A 15657-nucleotide genomic window follows, 5' to 3' on the forward strand; every position below is an offset into this window, starting at 1 on the left:
GAATTCAACAGGTTTATCAAAAGGATAGAAGGGGACATGAAGGGGACAGCGAGGGGACAGGCTGAATTGCGCGAGATCGTGCAGGGTCAAACCTATCACACGCCCACCTCCATGGCGGTTCAGGCCGTCGCGGAGCGGCTGGAGAAGGTCGAGGTTGCCCGCGCCATGCGTGAGCGAGCCAGCCTCGAATTCGACTCCCCACCACCTCCTCGCGCCATGCAGCGCAACGCGGCGGTGCAGCTCCACATGGCGGGCCACATCCGCACCGAGCAACTGCGCGCGGCACAGGAGGTCGAGCGGATGTTCTTCATCTCCACCTCGGGTGTCCGCGGCAGGATCGCGGCCAGCTATACCGAGCGCACCTCGGGTGGCCAGGCCGGTGATGACTGGTCGGATGCTACCCGCATTGCCTACACGGAGCGCTTCAAGCCATGGTCGGACTGGGCTGGCCGGCAGGTAGTGCGCGGCCGCACCTATCGAGAGATCACCTTGATGCTCTGCACGGACAACCTCAGCCCGCGACAGATGAGGGCGCAGATCGGCCTGCATGAAGTGACCATCCTCCGTCACCTCCAGATCAGCCTGCTGGAATACGCAATGATCGGGGGATGGGTGGACCCGCCGATGACCGAAATAAACCTGCTTGACCCAAGTGGCGTTTCAACCTAGTGAATCGGTATTCTGAATGAATTGTGCCCGAGGCTGGAGACGGCCCCGGGCTTTCTCGTTTCTGGGAGGGCGTGGTGTGACCATATCCATGGCGCGTCCGCGCCTCGCCTCCGCCGATCTCCGCACCGCCCGCCAGCCTGTGAAGCGGGCCGCCTCCCACTACCGCACCCCCGAGCATGCCGCCTGGCGCGCCGATGTGGTGCGTCGAGCGGGCGGCGCCTGCCAGGCCTGCGGCCGCACCGGCACACGCCTGTTCGCGGACCACATCGTGGAGCTGAAGGACGGAGGCGCAGCCACGGACGTGGCCAACGGGCAGGCCCTCTGCGGTTCCTGTCACACCGCGAAGACGGCGCGTGAGCGTGCCAAGCGGAGTGCAACATGACCAGCAGGGCAAAGCTTGACCGCGATCTGCGCAGCCGCATCCGCCATCCTGATCTTCAGTCGCAACTGCATTGGCGCCAGCAGGCCAAGGTGCTGAAGACCGTCAGGCGTGTGAAGCGCAACGTGCCTCGCCGCTTCACACGGCGTCCCCCCATCACCTTCTCCCGCTCGATCTTCCGCAACGGTCGGCAATGGTACCTCCTCTGGGGGCGCTACATCCGCCGACCCACGGCCGTCTGACCGGCAGCCGCGCGCTAGACGCGGGGCAGCCCGCCCCAGCCCCGCGTCAGGCGCGGGGGAGGGGGGGTATCAATCTCTGGAAGGTCAGGGCCCCCAGACCGCAGTGGGTCTCACGCGCAGAATTTTTTTCTCCATCGTGAAATTCAGGAGGGCACCATGGAGGATGATGCCTCCCGCCGTGGACCTGGTCGGCCGCCGCATGAGCCCACGGATGAGACCCGCGCCAAGGTGTTGGAGCTGACTGCGAAGGCCGTGGACATCTGCAACATCGCGGAAGCCATCGGCGTGTCGGAGCCGACCCTGCACGCGCACTATGCTGAGGAACTGGAGGCAGCTCGCCCCCAGCAAAATTTTCCATTTCTGGAGTTTCAGCAGGCCAGCGAGCCTCGCCTCACGCGACCACATGCCGGCGGCCGGCCTCCCCACGTGCCGACGCCCGAGCTTCGGGAGAATGTGGAGATCCTGGTCGCCAGCGGTATGCGCGCTTGGCAGATTGCGGCGGCCCTCGGGATCTCGGAACCGACGCTGGCTGAGCACTACGAGCACGAGCTGGCGAACGGCAAGGCGAAGAAAACCGCCGCGGTGGTGCTGGCGCAGTTCAGGGCTGCAACGGAGGGCAATGTCGCGGCCCAGAAGGCATGGTTGGGCCAGAGCCTTGCCATGGAGAAGGGGCCAGCTTCGGGCCAGGCCCCGCCGTCATCCGGCTCTGCGCCGCTGGCGCGCCTCGGTAAGAAGGAAGTCGCGCAGCACCTGGCCCAGGAGGCCGCGACCGGCAAATTCGCCACCCCCGCGCCGCCCAAGCTGGTGGTGAACAACAAATGATGCGCTGGTCCACCGCCTGCCCGGATTGGGAGCGACGCATCATCAAGGGCGAGAGCCTGATCCCGTTTCCGCCGCTGTTCCCGACCGAGGCGCATGAGGCCATGCGCATCTTCGAGGATCTACTGATCGTTGATGCGCCCGGCAGCCCTCGCATTGGCGATGCGTGTCGGCCTTGGGTGCTGGACTTCGCCCGTGCCGTATTCGGTTCCTATGACGCCCAGAGTGGGCGCCGGCTGATCCGGGAGTACTTCCTCTCGGTAGCCAAGAAGAACGCCAAGTCCACAATAGCGGCGGGCATCATGCTCACCGCGCTGCTGCGGAACTGGCGTGAGTCGGGCGAGTTCATGATCCTCGCTCCCACGATCGAGATCGCCAACAACAGCTTCGGCCCGGCGCATGACATGATCCGCAAGGATGAGGAACTGCAGAAGCTCCTCGATGTCAGCACCCATGAGCGCCTGATCCGGCACCGCAACACCAAGGCTACACTGAAGGTGGTGGCCGCCGCTGACGATACGGTGGGTGGCAAGAAAACCATCGGCCTGCTGGTGGATGAGGTGTGGCAGTTCGGACTGAAGCCGAACGCCAGCAGCATGCTGCGCGAGGCGATGGGCGGGCATGCCTCCCGGCCCGAGGGCTTCGCCATCTACCTGACCACGCAGTCATCCCAGCCGCCGGCGGGCGTGTACAAGGAGAAGCTGGACTACTTCCGCGACGTGCGGGATGGCCTGATCGACGACAATGCCAGCCTGCCGGTGCTGTACGAGTTCCCGGAGTCGATGCTGAAGGCCGGCCAGCACCGCGTGGCCGACAACTTCTACATCACCAACCCCAACCTGGGCGCTTCGGTCGATCTGCCCTTCCTCCTGCGGGAAATGGCCAAGGCCGAGCGTGTAGGCGAAGCGGAGCTGAACGACTTCCTGGCCAAGCACCTGAACGTGCAGATCGGCCAGAACATGCGCAACGGCCGCTGGGCCGGCGCAGATCACTGGCCTTCCAGTGTCGATGCCTCGATCACGCTAGAGACCATCATGGCGCGGTGCGACGTGATCACGGTGGCTGTCGATGGCGGTGGCCTCGATGACCTGCTCGGGCTTTGCGTGCTGGGGAAGGATCGCGTGACGGATCGCTGGCTGTCTTGGGTCAGGGCCTGGGTGCATCCGGTGGCGCTGGCCCGGCGCAAAAGCATCGCCAGCGAACTGGCTGACTATGCCAAGGCTGGCGACCTGGTGATGGTGGACACCATCGGCCAGGACGTGCGCGAGGTGGCCGACCTGATCGCCCGCATCCGTAACGCTGGCAAGCTCGGTGGCATCGGACTGGACCCGTATGGCATCGGGGACATTCCGGCCGAGCTGCGGGCCCGCGGCATTGAGGGCGACACGCAGTATGACGGGCAGCCTGGGCCCTTGGTCATGGGCATCCCCCAGGGCTGGAAGATCAACGCCGCGATCAAGACGGCCGAGCGGGGCCTGGCGGCGGGCACCATCGCCCATGCGGATCAGGCCTTGATGAGCTGGTGCGTGGGCAATGCGAAGGCGGAGGCCAAGGGCAACGCAACCTCCATCACCAAGCAGATGGCCGGTACCGGGAAGATCGACCCGCTGATCGCCTTCTTCATGGCGGTCGAGGTGATGACGCGGAACCCGGAGCCGGTCGCGAAATCGTTCTGGGAAACCATGGCCCCTGAGGAGGCGTGATGTCTGTGTTGACGCGCCTGTGGCCGTTCCAGCGCAAATCGGCCGGTGACAGCTGGGAAGACGTGTTCCGCCGCCTGTTCGGGGGGCGGGAGACGAAAGCGGGCATCACGCTGACCGCTGATACCGCCATGCAGGTCACAGCCGTGCTACGCTGCGTGCTGGTCATCGCTGATGGCATCGCCACGGTGCCGCTGAAGGTGTTCCGGAAGGACGCCAGCACCGGCCGGCGCGAAGTGGCGACCGACCACCCGCTGCTGGACCTGCTGGCGGTCGAACCGAATGACTGGCAGGACGCTCTCCAGTTTCGCGAGACGCTGGCCATGCACGTCGCGCTGCTGGGCAATGCCTACGTCTTCATCAACCGTGTGCGCGGCCAGATCAGCGAACTGCTGCCGCTGGACCCGTCCCGCGTCATGGTGAAGCGCGGCGCCGATTTGCGGCTGACCTATACCGTCACCAGCGAGGCAGGAATCGCGCAGCAGTTCCCGGCCGAGGCCATCTGGCACCTGCGCGGCCCGTCCTGGAACAGCTGGATGGGGATGGAGCCGCTTCGCATGGCACGCGAGGCCATCGGCCTGTCCGTCGCGCTCGAAACCTCGCATGCCAGCCTGCACAAGAACGGGGTGCAGAGCACCGGCATGTACTCGGTCGAGGGTTCGATGACCCCCGACCAGTACAAGTTCCTGCGGGCCTGGATCGAGCAGCACAACGCCGGCGCCCACCATGCGGGCAAGCCGCTGCTTCTGGACCGCGCGGCAAAATGGACGCCGCTGACCATGAGCGGCGTGGATGCCCAGCACCTGGAGACCAGGCGCCACCAGATCGAGGAGATCTGCCGGGCGTTCGGGGTGATGCCGATCATGGTGGGCTATTCGGACAAGGCGAGCACCTATGCCAGCGCCGAGCAGATGTTCCTCGCGCACGCGGTGCATACCATCCGGCCGTGGCATCGGCGCTTCGAGGCCTCGATTACCCGGACGCTTCTGACCAAGGCCGATCGTGACGCGGGCCTGTATCCGAAATTCCTTGATGCCGAGCTGCTGCGTGGTGCGGCGAAGGATCGAGCCGAATTCTACAGGTCCGGCATCGCGGCGGGGTGGCTGATGCGCAATGAGGCGCGCGAATGGGAGGAACTGGACCCGAAGGATGGTCTCAGTGAGCCGCTTTCGCCCTCCAACATGGTCGTTGGCAACCCGCCGGCAACGTCGCCGAACCCATAGGGGGTACCAGTGGAACGCAGCATCTTCGGCCTGCGCGAGGTGAAGCTCGCGTCGGAAGGCGCCGACATGACCTTTTCCGGCTATGGCGCGGTCTTCGGCAACATCGACAGCTATGGCGACGTGATCGAGCCAGGCGCCTTCGGGGCGACCCTGGCCGAGGCCAAGGCCTCCGGCGACTGGCCCGCTATGCTTCTCCAGCATGGTGGCCTGACCGCCGAGGACAACACGCCCATCGGCATCTGGACCGACCTGGCGGAAGACGGGATCGGCCTCAAGGTCACCGGCAAGCTGGCCGATACGCCTCGTGGGCGAGAGATCTACACGTTGCTCAAGATGGAGCCGCGCCCGGCCATCAAGGGCATGAGCATCGGCTACCGTGCCGCCGCTTACGAGCAGCGGACGAAGCCCGAAGATCCGCGGCGCAGGCTGACGAAGCTGGACCTGTTCGAGGTGTCCATCGTCACCTTCCCCGCCAACCGGAAGGCCAACATCACCGATGTGAAGTCGGGCCTGACCGAACGTGATGCCGAGCGGGCCCTGCGGGATGCAGGGTTCAGCCGGTCCGAGGCCAAGGCGGTGATCGCCTCCGGCTTCAAGGCTCTGCCCCAGCGGGACGCTGGTGAGGCGGGCACCAAGGCCGCTCTGGAGCGGCTGCTCACCACCCTCAAGTCCTGAAGGATACAGCTATGCCCGAGATGGAGCAGATCATCGATCAGCTCGGCCGCGCCCATGAGGAATTCAAGCGCAAGGTCGAGACCGAGCTGAGCGAGGTGAAGGCCGGCCTCAAGGCCGCGCCCGCCGACCTGACCAAGGTCAATGAGGCCCTGGACCGCCTGACCAGCGCCAAGGATGCCCTGGAAGCGAAGCACGCCGCCGAGCAGAAGCGCCTCGACGACATGGAGAAGCGCCTGAACCGACCCGGCGGGGGCGGCGAGGCGGGCAACAAGCTCGAAGCCGAGCTGAAGTCGATGAACGACCTGCTGCGCTCGCATGCCGGCGTGCTCCAGCGCCCCATGGGCCCGGAAATCGATGCGGATGGCCTCAGGTCCTACCGCGAGGGCTTCAAGTCCTACCTGCGCGGCGGCGACAACCGCCTGTCCGATGCCGAGCGCAAGGCGATGTCCTCCGGCTCCAACCCGGATGGCGGCTACCTGGTGCACGCCGACACCACGGGCCGCATCGTGCAGCGGGTCTATGAGACCTCGCCCATCCGCCAGATCGCGAACGTGCAGACCATCAGCACCGACGCGCTGGAGGGGATGAACGACCTCGACCAGGCCGCCGACATGGTGATGCTGAATGAGACCACGGGCCCGAGCGAGACCAGCACGCCGCAGGTCGGCACTTGGCGGATCCCGGTGTGGGAAGGCGCGGTCGAGCCGCGCGCGACCCAGAAGCTGCTGGAAGACGCCTCGGTGGATGTCGAGGCCTGGCTGGCCCGCAAGACCGCCGATCGCATCGCCCGCGGCCAGAACCGCCGCTTCGCGCTGGGCAGCGGCGCCAATGAGCCGCGCGGCTTTACGGCCTACCCGGTGGCCGCGACCAGCGACGCGACGCGGGCCTGGGGCACGCTGGAGGTGATCGGTACCGGCGTGAACGGCGATTTCGCCGCCTCCAACCCTGGGGACATCCTGTTCGACATGGTGGGCGCCTTCAAGGACGCCTACCTGCAGAACGCCCGCTGGGTGACGCGGCGCGAGGTCATCACCAAGATCCGGAAGTTCAAGGATGCCCAGGGCCAGTACCTCTGGCAGCCTGGCCTCCAGCAGGGCCAGCCCCAGCAGATCATCGGCTTCCCGGTGACGGTGGCGCAGGACATGCCCACGCTCGGCGCCGCCAGCCTGTCCATGTCCTTCGGCGATTTCCAGGAGGGCTACCAGATCGTGGACCGGCTGGGCATCACGGTGATCCGCGATCACCTGACCGCCAAGCCCTACGTCAAGTTCTGGACCCGCGTGCGCTTCGGCGGCGGCGTCGTGAACTTCGAGGCCATCAAGCACATCCGCTTCTCCTGAAGCGTGGCAGCGCGGGGCCGCCCGGCCCCGCGTTCTTCCCCCATCCTCATGCCATAGGAGCACCGCGCCATGCGCGACCTGATGAGCGACATCCATGTGCTGCCCGCGCTGGCGCCGGCCGCCGCTGCGATCACCGACAACACCGCCCAGGTGGGCGCCGTCATTGACCGGCTGGGCTATGACAGCGTGACCTTCGCCATCGTCACCGGCACCCTGGCCGATGCGGACGCCACCTTCGCCGTCACGGTGGAGCATGGCGACGTGGCGAACCTGTCCGATGCGGCCGCCGTTCCCGCGGCCTCGCTGGTCGGCACCACGGCCCTGGCCGGCTTCACCTTCGCGGATGACGCCGAGACCCGGAAAATCGGCTATGTCGGTGAGAAGCGCTACGTCCGGCTGACCATCACGCCGTCCAGCAACACCGGCAATGCGCCGATGGCTGCCATCGCCATCCTCGGCCATCCGGCTCAGGCGCCCACGCCGAACCCGCCGGTCTGAGGCCGGCCATGTCGGACAGCATCCTGACCGTCATCACGCCCGCGCCGGACCGCCTGCTCGCGACCGCCGCCGATGTGGCGGCGCAGCTGGGGCTGTCCAACCCTCCGCCGGGCATCGGTCCGCTGATCCTGCGCGCCAGCGATGCCATTGCCGGCGCCTGCAATGGCCGTGTCTTCGGGCGGGAGACGGTGCGGGAGACGTTCCGCCTCTCCTGCCCGCTGAAGCCGTTGATGCTGGCCCGTGACCGCGTGCATGCCATCGCCTCGGTGGTGGTGGATGGCACCACCCTGGTGGAGGGCGCGGATTTCGAGGTGGATGGGCCCGCCGGGCTGCTCCATCGCCTCTCTGGCGACGCCCGCTGCGCCTGGCGCGCCGCCAAGGTGGTAGTGGAGTACAGCGCCGGCTGGCTGCTTCCCAGCCAAGACGACAGCGACCTGCCGGGCGATGTCCGCGGCATCTGCATCGACCGTGCCGCCCGCGCCTACCTGGGCCAGGGCGAGGATCTGCGCATCCGCAGCGAGAGCGCGGAGGGCGTGGGCAATGTCTCCTACTTCGACCCGGACAAGCTGAGCACGCCGGAGCTGGTCGCGCTGGCCCCCTATCACCTGTACCGCCTCTAACCGGGGAGCACCTCCATGCCTGATGTGCGGCTCTCGCAGCTGCCGGAAGCCCGGCCGCTGGAGGACGATGATGTCGTGTGGTCCGAGCAGGCCCGCGATGACGACGGCGTCGTCACCCGCAAAGCCACGGTGGGCCAGCTGTCCCAGCGCGCTGCGGTGACTGTGCGTCCGGAAATCGAGGCCCTGCGTGATGAGGTGCCCGGCCTGGCCCCGGTGCAGTCCGTGGCTGGTGAGACGGGCAATGTGCAGCCCGTCGCCCTGCGTGGCGCGCTGGGGCTGGATGGCCTGATTCCCACCACCCAGGTGGCGACCTATGCCGCGCTGTCCGCCCTGGTGGGCACCAGCGTGGGCCAGATGGCCGAGGTCTATGCTGACCCCACGGCCCCGGCCACCGCCAACCCCGACGGGTCCAACCGGAACGGCCGCTATCGCTGGTCTGGCTCCGCCTGGACCTACGACGGGCCGAGCGTCGGTGTGCTGTCGCAGCGCACCACCAACCTGGAAAGCCAGATCCGCGAGGATCAGCCCCGCGCGCTGCCGCTCGCGATCCGCGACATCATCGGCAATGTGCTGGCGATGCTGCGCGAGAACGGCGCCTGGGTCACGCCGCCCACCGAGCTGGCGCCCGGCGGTGCAGGGCTGCGCGTCCGTGACGATGCCGGCGCCGTGCTGCTCAACGTGGATCCGGCCACCGGTCTGACTGTGCCCGGCGCCACCCTCTCCCCCGCCGGCATCCTCTCCATCCTCGGCGCCCTGACCACCAGCGCCTCCACGCTGGAACAGGCCGGCACCGGCCTGCGCGTGCGTGATGCCAACGGCGCCGTGATCCTCAATGTCGATGCGGCCGGCTTCGCTGTGCCTGGTGTGGCGGTATCGCCGGCGGGCGACATGGCGCTGGCAGGCCGGGCCGTGCTGGCCGGCATCGTGGATGCGGTCCCGGTGGCCGGCAGCGCCTTCGCCTTCCGCATCCGGGATGACCAGGGCCATGTCGCCCTACAGGTCGGCGCGGACGGCTACCTGACCCGCGTGGACCCTATCGTGTCGGACTTCGACGCCATCGTCCGCCGCATGGATGCCCGCGCCCGCAGCGCCAGTGCCGAGCCCTCGCGCCAGACGGTGGCCGGCATCGCTTTTCCCACCGCCGCGCTCAACCAGATCGCGGTCAACGGACAGTCCCTGGCTGAGGGTTATGAGGCCCATCCGCCCGTCACCAAGGCGCAGCCCTACGACAACCTGATGATCGGGCTGTCCACCCATTCCCAGAACAGCGGCACCACCTGGCCCAAGTTCGGCTCTGGCCTGCAAAGCCTGATCGCCACGGTGCGCGGCACGGGCGGCGCATTGCTGACCCCTGCGGAGATCGCCGCGCTCGACTTCGGGGATGACGCCATCGGCGAGGATGCGGGCATCGCCGCGGCCAACTACCTGCGCCGCGACTGGCTGGATGAGCGCGACCTGCTGGCCTCCACCTCCGCCCCCGTCTCCACCTGCCGCTTCGTGGTGAACACCTGCGGCAGCGGCGGCCAGCCCATCGCCAGCTTCATGCAGGGCGACCCAGCCGGTCGCTGGGGGCGCTTCACCGGGCTGGTCGACGCCTTCAAGGCTGAGGCCGATGCGCTGGGTGCCACCCGCCTGCTCATGGCCGTGCTGTGGGTCCAGGGCGAGGCCGATTACCCGATCACCACCAAGGCCGATTACAAGGCCAGGCTGATCCAGCTGATCGGCGCCTGGCGCGACTATGCCGCTTCCGCGCTCGGCCAGGCTCGCCCGCCGGCGGTGTTCATCTACCAGACCGGCGCCACCTATGTGACGGCGGGCACGCAGCTCTCGATCGGCGAGGCGCAGTATGAGGCAGTGGCCGAAACGGCTGGCGCCTTCATGGTCGGCCCGTCCTATCCCTACCCGGACAAGCTCGGCCACCTGACCGCCAATGGCACCCGCTGGATGGGTGAGAAGTTCGGCCAGGTGATGGCCGAGGTGCTGGTGCGGCGCCGGGCCTGGAAGCCGCTTAGCCCCAATGAGGTGGTGTACAGCGGTCGCAAATGGGCCGTCGCCTTCCACGTTCCGGCCCCGCCCCTGGCGTGGCGCCAGTGCTGGGATGTGGGCGTCGCCACCACCTTCGCGAATTACGGCTTCGCGGCCAGCGACGACAGCGGCGCGCTGCCGGTCTCGGGCGTGACGCTGGGCGGCGACTGCACGGTACGCGGGGTGTTCGCCCGCGATCCGGTCGGCACCGTGCGCATCCACTATGCCGACAGCGGGACGCGCGGCGCCGGGAACCTCGCGGACAGCGACCCGGCCCTGGCGAGCACCCCCTACGTCTACCTGCCCGCCGACGGCATGGACGCCGAGGAAAACATCACCTCGCTCGTCGGCAAGCCCTACCCGCTCTGGAACTGGTGCATCGGCTTCTGCCGCACCGCCACCCTCGTCTGAAGGACGCAATCATGGGTCTCGACATCATCGTTCGCGGCGCCGATTTCAGCTCGGTGGCCATCGACTTCGTGCCGCCGGTCACGCGCGGGCTGCGCGCCTGGCACCTGCTGGGCCAGACCGAGGCGCTGAGCCTCAAGAACCGGTGGGGTGCTGGCGCCGGGGACGCGACCAAGGTGGGTGCGCCCACCTTCCAGGCCAGCTCGCCCTTTTTCGCGGGGCTGAAATCCGACACGAACTATCTGCAAACCCCGGTGCTGGAGACGGACAGCCTGACCCTGGTGTCGGTGCTCGCGAACAACGACACGCTGGCAGCCTCCGCGACGCGCGGCATGATTGCCGGCTGGCAGCAGGGCGGCACCGGCAGCGGCACCGGCCTGTACTTCGCCAATACCTCCGGGCTGCCCCAGGCCTCGCTGACGCTGGCGACCTTCACGAGCGTGAGCGGAACGCCCACCTCCGTGTCGCCTTCGCTTTCCCTGGCGGATGCCGGTGTATTCCACCTGGTGAGCGCGGTGGTCGAGGCTGGGGTGTCCGCACGGCTGAACGACCATACGACCGGCCAGGCGGCCTCGCTGGCTCTCTCCAATCCGCGCCTGCTCAACGTGGCAGGTGCGGGGGCCCGCATCGGCGCCACGCAGCGGACCGATTGGGGCGGCGCGACCAAGCAGGGGTTCTTCGCGGCGTTCAACGTGGCGCTGACCAGCGCCGAGATCGCCCAAGTCGTTACCTCGGTGCGCGCAGCCATGGCGGCACGCGGCATCACGGTCTGATGTCCCTCTCCGCCACCACCTCCCGCATGCTGGCCTGCAAAGGTGCTCCGGCCGAGCTGCGGCGCCGCGCCGGGACCACCGGCACCTTCGGCACCGACTCCTGCCGCGCCTTCATCACCAGCTATTCGCCTGACCAGCTCGTAGGGCAGGTGCGCCAGGGCGACGCGCGCGCCGTGGTCGGTGCCGCATATCCGTCGCTCGGCGGCCCTGAGCCGCATGACCAGCTGGTGCAGGACGGCAAGCTCTGGACCATCATGGGCGCCAAGGAACGCCGAGTGCGCGGCGTGCTCGCGGGCTATGACCTGTGGCTGCGCGGCACCGGCACCGCCGATGATCGCCGCGGCAACCGGGCCGAGACAGAGGGCGGCGCCCTCGGCGTCACGGGCGGCGGCAGCCGCATCGCGGTGGCCTGATGACCAGCTCCATCGCATGGGCCCGTGCCGAGGCCGTGATCTCCCGCGTGCCGGGCTTCACCCTGGCCATGCCGAACACCGGCTTCAATCCTGACACGGCCATGACGCCCTTCGTGCGCATGGGCGGCCGCTCCGCCGCTGGCGGGCCGGTGGAACTCGGCCGTGCGCCGATCTGGGATGAGGATGGCGTGATCGAATGCGCCATCTGCATCGAACGCGGCGTCGGCTCCATGCCGGCCCGCAACATCGCCGGGGACATCCTGGCCGCCTTCCGCGCCGACAACCGGGACCGCGAGGCCAGCCCGGTGATCTGGGGCGGCTACGCGATCGACGAAGGCGAGGAAGCCGAGAAGGGCGCCTACTGGGCGCTCAACCTCCAGATCTGGTTCCGGCTGAACACCACGCTGGTGGGCTAACCCGCCACGTCATGCGCTTCGGCGCGCCCTGCAGCCCTTGGGCAAGGCACCTCTCATGAACATGGAGCTTTCCCATGCCCAGCGTGACCGGGATTTCCGCCGGTGCGGAAACCGCTGATGTCGTCCTGTCCTACGGCATCGAGAGTGCCTGGCGCACCCCGCCTGCCACCACCTTCAAAGGGCTGCGGATCACCAGCGAGACCCTGGCCGGCACCAAGAACCGCCAGCGCTTCAACGAGATCACCGGCAAGCGCCAGGTCAGCCCCTCCGTCACGCAGAGCGTGTCGGGCGGCGGTGGCATCAATTTCAACCTGTCCTACGGCACCTTCGATGATCTGCTGGCTGCTGCGCTGGGCGAAGAATGGACCTCGGCGCTGGCCATCGATGGCGTGGCCGGCGACATCTCGACCGTGGCCAGCGGCAACAAGCTGACCAGCACCACCAGCGGCAAGTTCAACAGCGTCGTGGTGGGCCAGTTCATCCGGCTGTATGGATTCACGGCCAACAGCGGCGCCAACAATGGCATCTATCGCGTCTCGGCCAAGACCTCCGGCCAAGACATCACTCTGGCCGGCAAGACCGTCGCCAACGAGACCCCGACCGGCACGGCCGCGAAGGTCCGCGGCTCCATGCTGCGCAATGGCGACCTGTCCAAGAGCCTGTTCCTGCAGAAGAAGGTCGGAAGCGACTGGTTCCAGTACCCGGGCTCCATCATCCCCGGCCTGAACCTGCAGGGCGGCATCAATCAGGCCTTCACCGGCAGCTTCAATGTCCTGTCCGCGCAGGAGGCTAAGGCCGTCGCCGATGCTTCCACGGGCGGCATCATCCCGGCACCCACCGGCGGCTTCTTCGACGGGGTGGGCAATTTCGGCGGGGTGATGGTGAATGATGCCGCCATCGATGCTGTGGTGCAGTCCACCGCCATCAGCCTGTCGCGCGAAGGTGCGGCCATGGACTACGGCATGGGCTCGGCCACGGCGCAGGGCGCGCTGCTGGGCCAGGTGAATCCCTCCGGCACCATCGAGGTGCTGTGGCGGAACAGCACGCTCTATGACCTGTTCATGAGCGAGGCGAACAGCCTGCTGTCCTGGACCATGCGCGACCCGCAGGGCAACGCCTATGCCATGAGCCTGCCGGCCGTGGCCCTGATGAACGGAAGCCCGCAGGCGGGTGGCCCGAATCAGACCGTGCGCAGCCGCTTCACGATCGAGGGCGCGCAGGATCTGGCATCGCACTGCATTCAGATCGACCGGTTCCCGGCCGTGCCGTGACGATATGCGCTGCCGGGCCTCTGCCTGGCGGCGTATCGGGGCGCCCTGGACCGGCGGGGAGCCAGGGCGCCCCAACCCCGCATCCCCGCAAGGATACAGAAGATGAAGTTGAGCAAGCTGGCGACCCCCGTGGCCGCCGCCGCCGATGGCCTGTGGACTGGCCCCTGGCCCGAGACCGGCGACCTGAAGATCAAGGCCCGGCCCTATACCGAGGACTATCAGACGGCGCTCTCCCGCGCGCAGAATGAGCTGGTCCGCCGGCTCCGCGTCGAGGGTGCCCTGAAGAACCGCGAGGGCTGGGAGGATATTGCGCTGAAGGACCGCCTGGCCCTGTCGCGTGAGCTGCTGCTGAAGCGCCTGGTGGTCGATGTCGATGGCCTGGAGGAAGACGACGACACCCCGGTGACGGTGGAGCGGTTCCGCGAGCTGGCGATGGATGCCGACACCTATGGCGCGCTGGTGACGGCCGCCTTCCTGGCGGTGGATCAGGTCACCTCCGACAAGGATCTGCTGCGCAAGGCCGCGGAGGGAAACTCCGTGCGTTCCTCCGGCAGCACGAGCGCCCCGGCGAAGCCGAGCTGATCGACGCCCTGGGCTGGGGCGAGGCGCCGGCCCAGGTGACGCTCATGCCCGAATGGGCCTGGGTGTGGCGCGCCTGGTGCGCGCTGTCGGCAGACCGCCAATGGCTGGTCACCATGCAGATGGTGGCCCCGCCCATGGGCGCGCCGGTCTTCCAGTCCCGCCCGGTGCCGCGGCCCGTCGCCTGGGCTGCGGTGCAAGGCTGGGCGGATCGCCACGACCTGGCGCCGGTCGAGCGGGATGACCTGCTTGCCCTGATCCAGGGCATGGATGCCGAGTTCATGCTGATCAGTAATGAGCGGGGGCGGGAGTGAGGCTTGCGCAGAGAATGCAGCTGCTGATCGATCGGGCGATGCCCGAAGCGAAGCAGCGCCAGTTCGCCGCTGACTACGCCCGTGGCCTGCGGGATGGGCTGATCAGCAGCGGCCGCGCCTCACCCTTTTACACCACAGAGGTGGACGGACGGGCCGGCGCAGCCGAGGAATCGGTGAAGCTGGATGGCGGCCGCATCGTCTACCGCTTCCACGGCCTGGCACGGGCCGTGCAGTTCGTCCTGGACTATCTGCAGGCGCGCAGCCCGGTGCTGACCGGGGAGTACAAGCGCAGTTGGGTGGTGCTGGTGAACGGCAGCCCTTGGCGTGGCGACCTGGGCGACATCCCGGCCGATGCCGAGGTGGTGGTGACGAACGATCGCCCGTGGCATCGCCTGTTTGAGGTGGGCAGCAACGGCAAGCCTCAGACCACCCAGCGGCGGAAGCACACGACCCGTAAGGGCATCACCACCATGCGCGTCATCGGCGCCACGGAGGATGCCATGCGCCAGGTGCGGCAGCGCTTCCCGGGCGTGTGGGCGCAGCGGCGTTTCGTGCGGCTATCCGGTGGCAAGAACGATGCGCCATGGATCAGGAAAGACGGCCAGGAGGTGACTTACCCGGCCGTCGTGCTGCGGATGCGGCCGGAGGGTTAGCGCCGGCGGGCCCGGGCAGGAGGTTCAGGTTCCGGCGGCGATGGCGCCCGGCGGTCCACTTCAGCTTGCGCCTCAGCGAACCCGGCTATCATGAAGTCTTGGTCCAAGGTGCCTCGGACCGTCGTGATCTGGACGGCCATGATACTGCCCTCGCGGAGTTGAGCTGTCAGCGTTGCGGGGTTGGGCACGTCACAGGAGTCGCCTGCACCTCTGCAAATGCCCTCGAACACAGTGTTCTGCCCTATCCGCAGCCTGAAGGTGACGGGTGGCGGAGCGGCTGTAATGACCCAGCGGCGTCCACCGTCAATGCTCCAGAGACTGGCAGAAACCGGTGTGCCCGATATGACCGTGAGGTTGCGCGACAAATGGCAGCGTACACGATCAGTAAACCGATCATTTTCGCAGCGGGTTTGCCATCGACCGGGTGCGGCCATGGGTGAAACCCCGGATTGCAATACCCTTTCTCGGTTTCGACGAGCATATTCCTCGTTGAGTGCACGCTCCGCCGCGAATTCTTCAGATGTTTGAACTCGGCGGCTGGCCAGAGGTGTTGAAGGCCTCGCCGCAACATCGTTCGCGCGTGCAGATGGTGAATCCACAGCCAGACCAGTTGGGCTGGCGGCCTGCTGGTCCCTGATCC

At 67.6% G+C, this 15657-nt stretch carries 18 protein-coding genes; all 18 read left to right on the plus strand.

What is annotated here, in order from left to right:
• Positions 1-66: 66 nt before the first annotated feature.
• The 18 genes from EOD42_RS02980 (at position 67) to EOD42_RS03065 (ending at position 15017) form a co-directional block, all read left to right on the plus strand.
• A complete protein-coding gene (locus EOD42_RS02980; protein WP_127785753.1) occupies positions 67-669 on the plus strand; it encodes a hypothetical protein in 603 nt (200 codons plus the stop codon).
• Between the two features lie 88 nt (positions 670-757).
• Complete coding sequence (locus tag EOD42_RS02985; RefSeq protein ID WP_127785755.1) at positions 758-1051, plus strand: HNH endonuclease signature motif containing protein; 294 nt, start codon at positions 758-760, stop codon at positions 1049-1051.
• Positions 1048-1290: a hypothetical protein gene (locus EOD42_RS02990; RefSeq protein ID WP_127785757.1), complete on the plus strand. Its 243-nt coding sequence runs from the start codon at positions 1048-1050 to the stop codon at positions 1288-1290. Before EOD42_RS02985 ends, EOD42_RS02990 begins: the two co-directional genes overlap by 4 nt.
• Before the next feature lie 156 nt (positions 1291-1446).
• Positions 1447-2112, plus strand: coding sequence for a helix-turn-helix domain-containing protein (locus tag EOD42_RS02995; protein WP_127785759.1), 666 nt, complete (start codon positions 1447-1449; stop codon positions 2110-2112).
• The gene (locus EOD42_RS03000; protein WP_206020222.1) at positions 2109-3812 is read left to right on the plus strand and encodes a terminase large subunit; all 1704 of its coding nucleotides are present in this window, start codon (positions 2109-2111) and stop codon (positions 3810-3812) included. Before EOD42_RS02995 ends, EOD42_RS03000 begins: the two co-directional genes overlap by 4 nt.
• Positions 3812-5032, plus strand: a complete 1221-nt coding sequence (locus tag EOD42_RS03005; RefSeq protein ID WP_127785761.1) for a phage portal protein — start codon at positions 3812-3814, stop codon at positions 5030-5032. The genes EOD42_RS03000 and EOD42_RS03005 overlap by 1 nt, the downstream gene beginning before the upstream one ends.
• Positions 5033-5041: 9 nt before the next feature.
• Positions 5042-5707: an HK97 family phage prohead protease gene (locus EOD42_RS03010; protein ID WP_127785763.1), complete on the plus strand. Its 666-nt coding sequence runs from the start codon at positions 5042-5044 to the stop codon at positions 5705-5707.
• Between the two features lie 11 nt (positions 5708-5718).
• Positions 5719-7047 (plus strand): phage major capsid protein, encoded by a 1329-nt coding sequence (locus EOD42_RS03015; RefSeq protein WP_127785765.1) that lies wholly within the window; start codon positions 5719-5721, stop codon positions 7045-7047.
• Positions 7048-7116: 69 nt separating this feature from the next.
• A complete protein-coding gene (locus EOD42_RS03020) occupies positions 7117-7545 on the plus strand; it encodes a hypothetical protein (RefSeq protein WP_127785767.1) in 429 nt (142 codons plus the stop codon).
• 8 nt (positions 7546-7553) lie between these two features.
• Positions 7554-8165, plus strand: coding sequence for a hypothetical protein (locus tag EOD42_RS03025; protein WP_127785769.1), 612 nt, complete (start codon positions 7554-7556; stop codon positions 8163-8165).
• Positions 8166-8180: 15 nt separating this feature from the next.
• A complete protein-coding gene (locus tag EOD42_RS03030) occupies positions 8181-10601 on the plus strand; it encodes a sialate O-acetylesterase family protein (RefSeq protein WP_127785771.1) in 2421 nt (806 codons plus the stop codon).
• 11 nt (positions 10602-10612) lie between these two features.
• Entirely contained in the window at positions 10613-11371 is a 759-nt protein-coding gene (locus tag EOD42_RS03035) for a hypothetical protein (protein WP_127785773.1), read from the plus strand.
• The gene (locus EOD42_RS03040; RefSeq protein ID WP_127785775.1) at positions 11371-11784 is read left to right on the plus strand and encodes a hypothetical protein; all 414 of its coding nucleotides are present in this window, start codon (positions 11371-11373) and stop codon (positions 11782-11784) included. The genes EOD42_RS03035 and EOD42_RS03040 overlap by 1 nt, the downstream gene beginning before the upstream one ends.
• Positions 11784-12200: a phage tail terminator-like protein gene (locus EOD42_RS03045; protein ID WP_127785777.1), complete on the plus strand. Its 417-nt coding sequence runs from the start codon at positions 11784-11786 to the stop codon at positions 12198-12200. The genes EOD42_RS03040 and EOD42_RS03045 overlap by 1 nt, the downstream gene beginning before the upstream one ends.
• A 74-nt stretch (positions 12201-12274) precedes the next feature.
• On the plus strand, positions 12275-13471 hold the full coding sequence (locus EOD42_RS03050) for a phage tail tube protein (protein ID WP_127785779.1): 1197 nt from the start codon (positions 12275-12277) through the stop codon (positions 13469-13471).
• Between the two features lie 102 nt (positions 13472-13573).
• A complete protein-coding gene (locus EOD42_RS03055; RefSeq protein ID WP_127785781.1) occupies positions 13574-14053 on the plus strand; it encodes a hypothetical protein in 480 nt (159 codons plus the stop codon).
• Positions 14054-14088: 35 nt separating this feature from the next.
• Positions 14089-14364, plus strand: a complete 276-nt coding sequence (locus EOD42_RS03060) for a hypothetical protein (protein ID WP_164867751.1) — start codon at positions 14089-14091, stop codon at positions 14362-14364.
• Between the two features lie 38 nt (positions 14365-14402).
• Entirely contained in the window at positions 14403-15017 is a 615-nt protein-coding gene (locus EOD42_RS03065) for a hypothetical protein (RefSeq protein ID WP_127785784.1), read from the plus strand.
• Positions 15018-15657: the final 640 nt, after the last annotated feature.

Origin of the sequence: Rhodovarius crocodyli (assembly GCF_004005855.1) — a bacterium.
GTDB classification, from domain to species: Bacteria; Pseudomonadota; Alphaproteobacteria; order Acetobacterales; family Acetobacteraceae; genus Rhodovarius; species Rhodovarius crocodyli.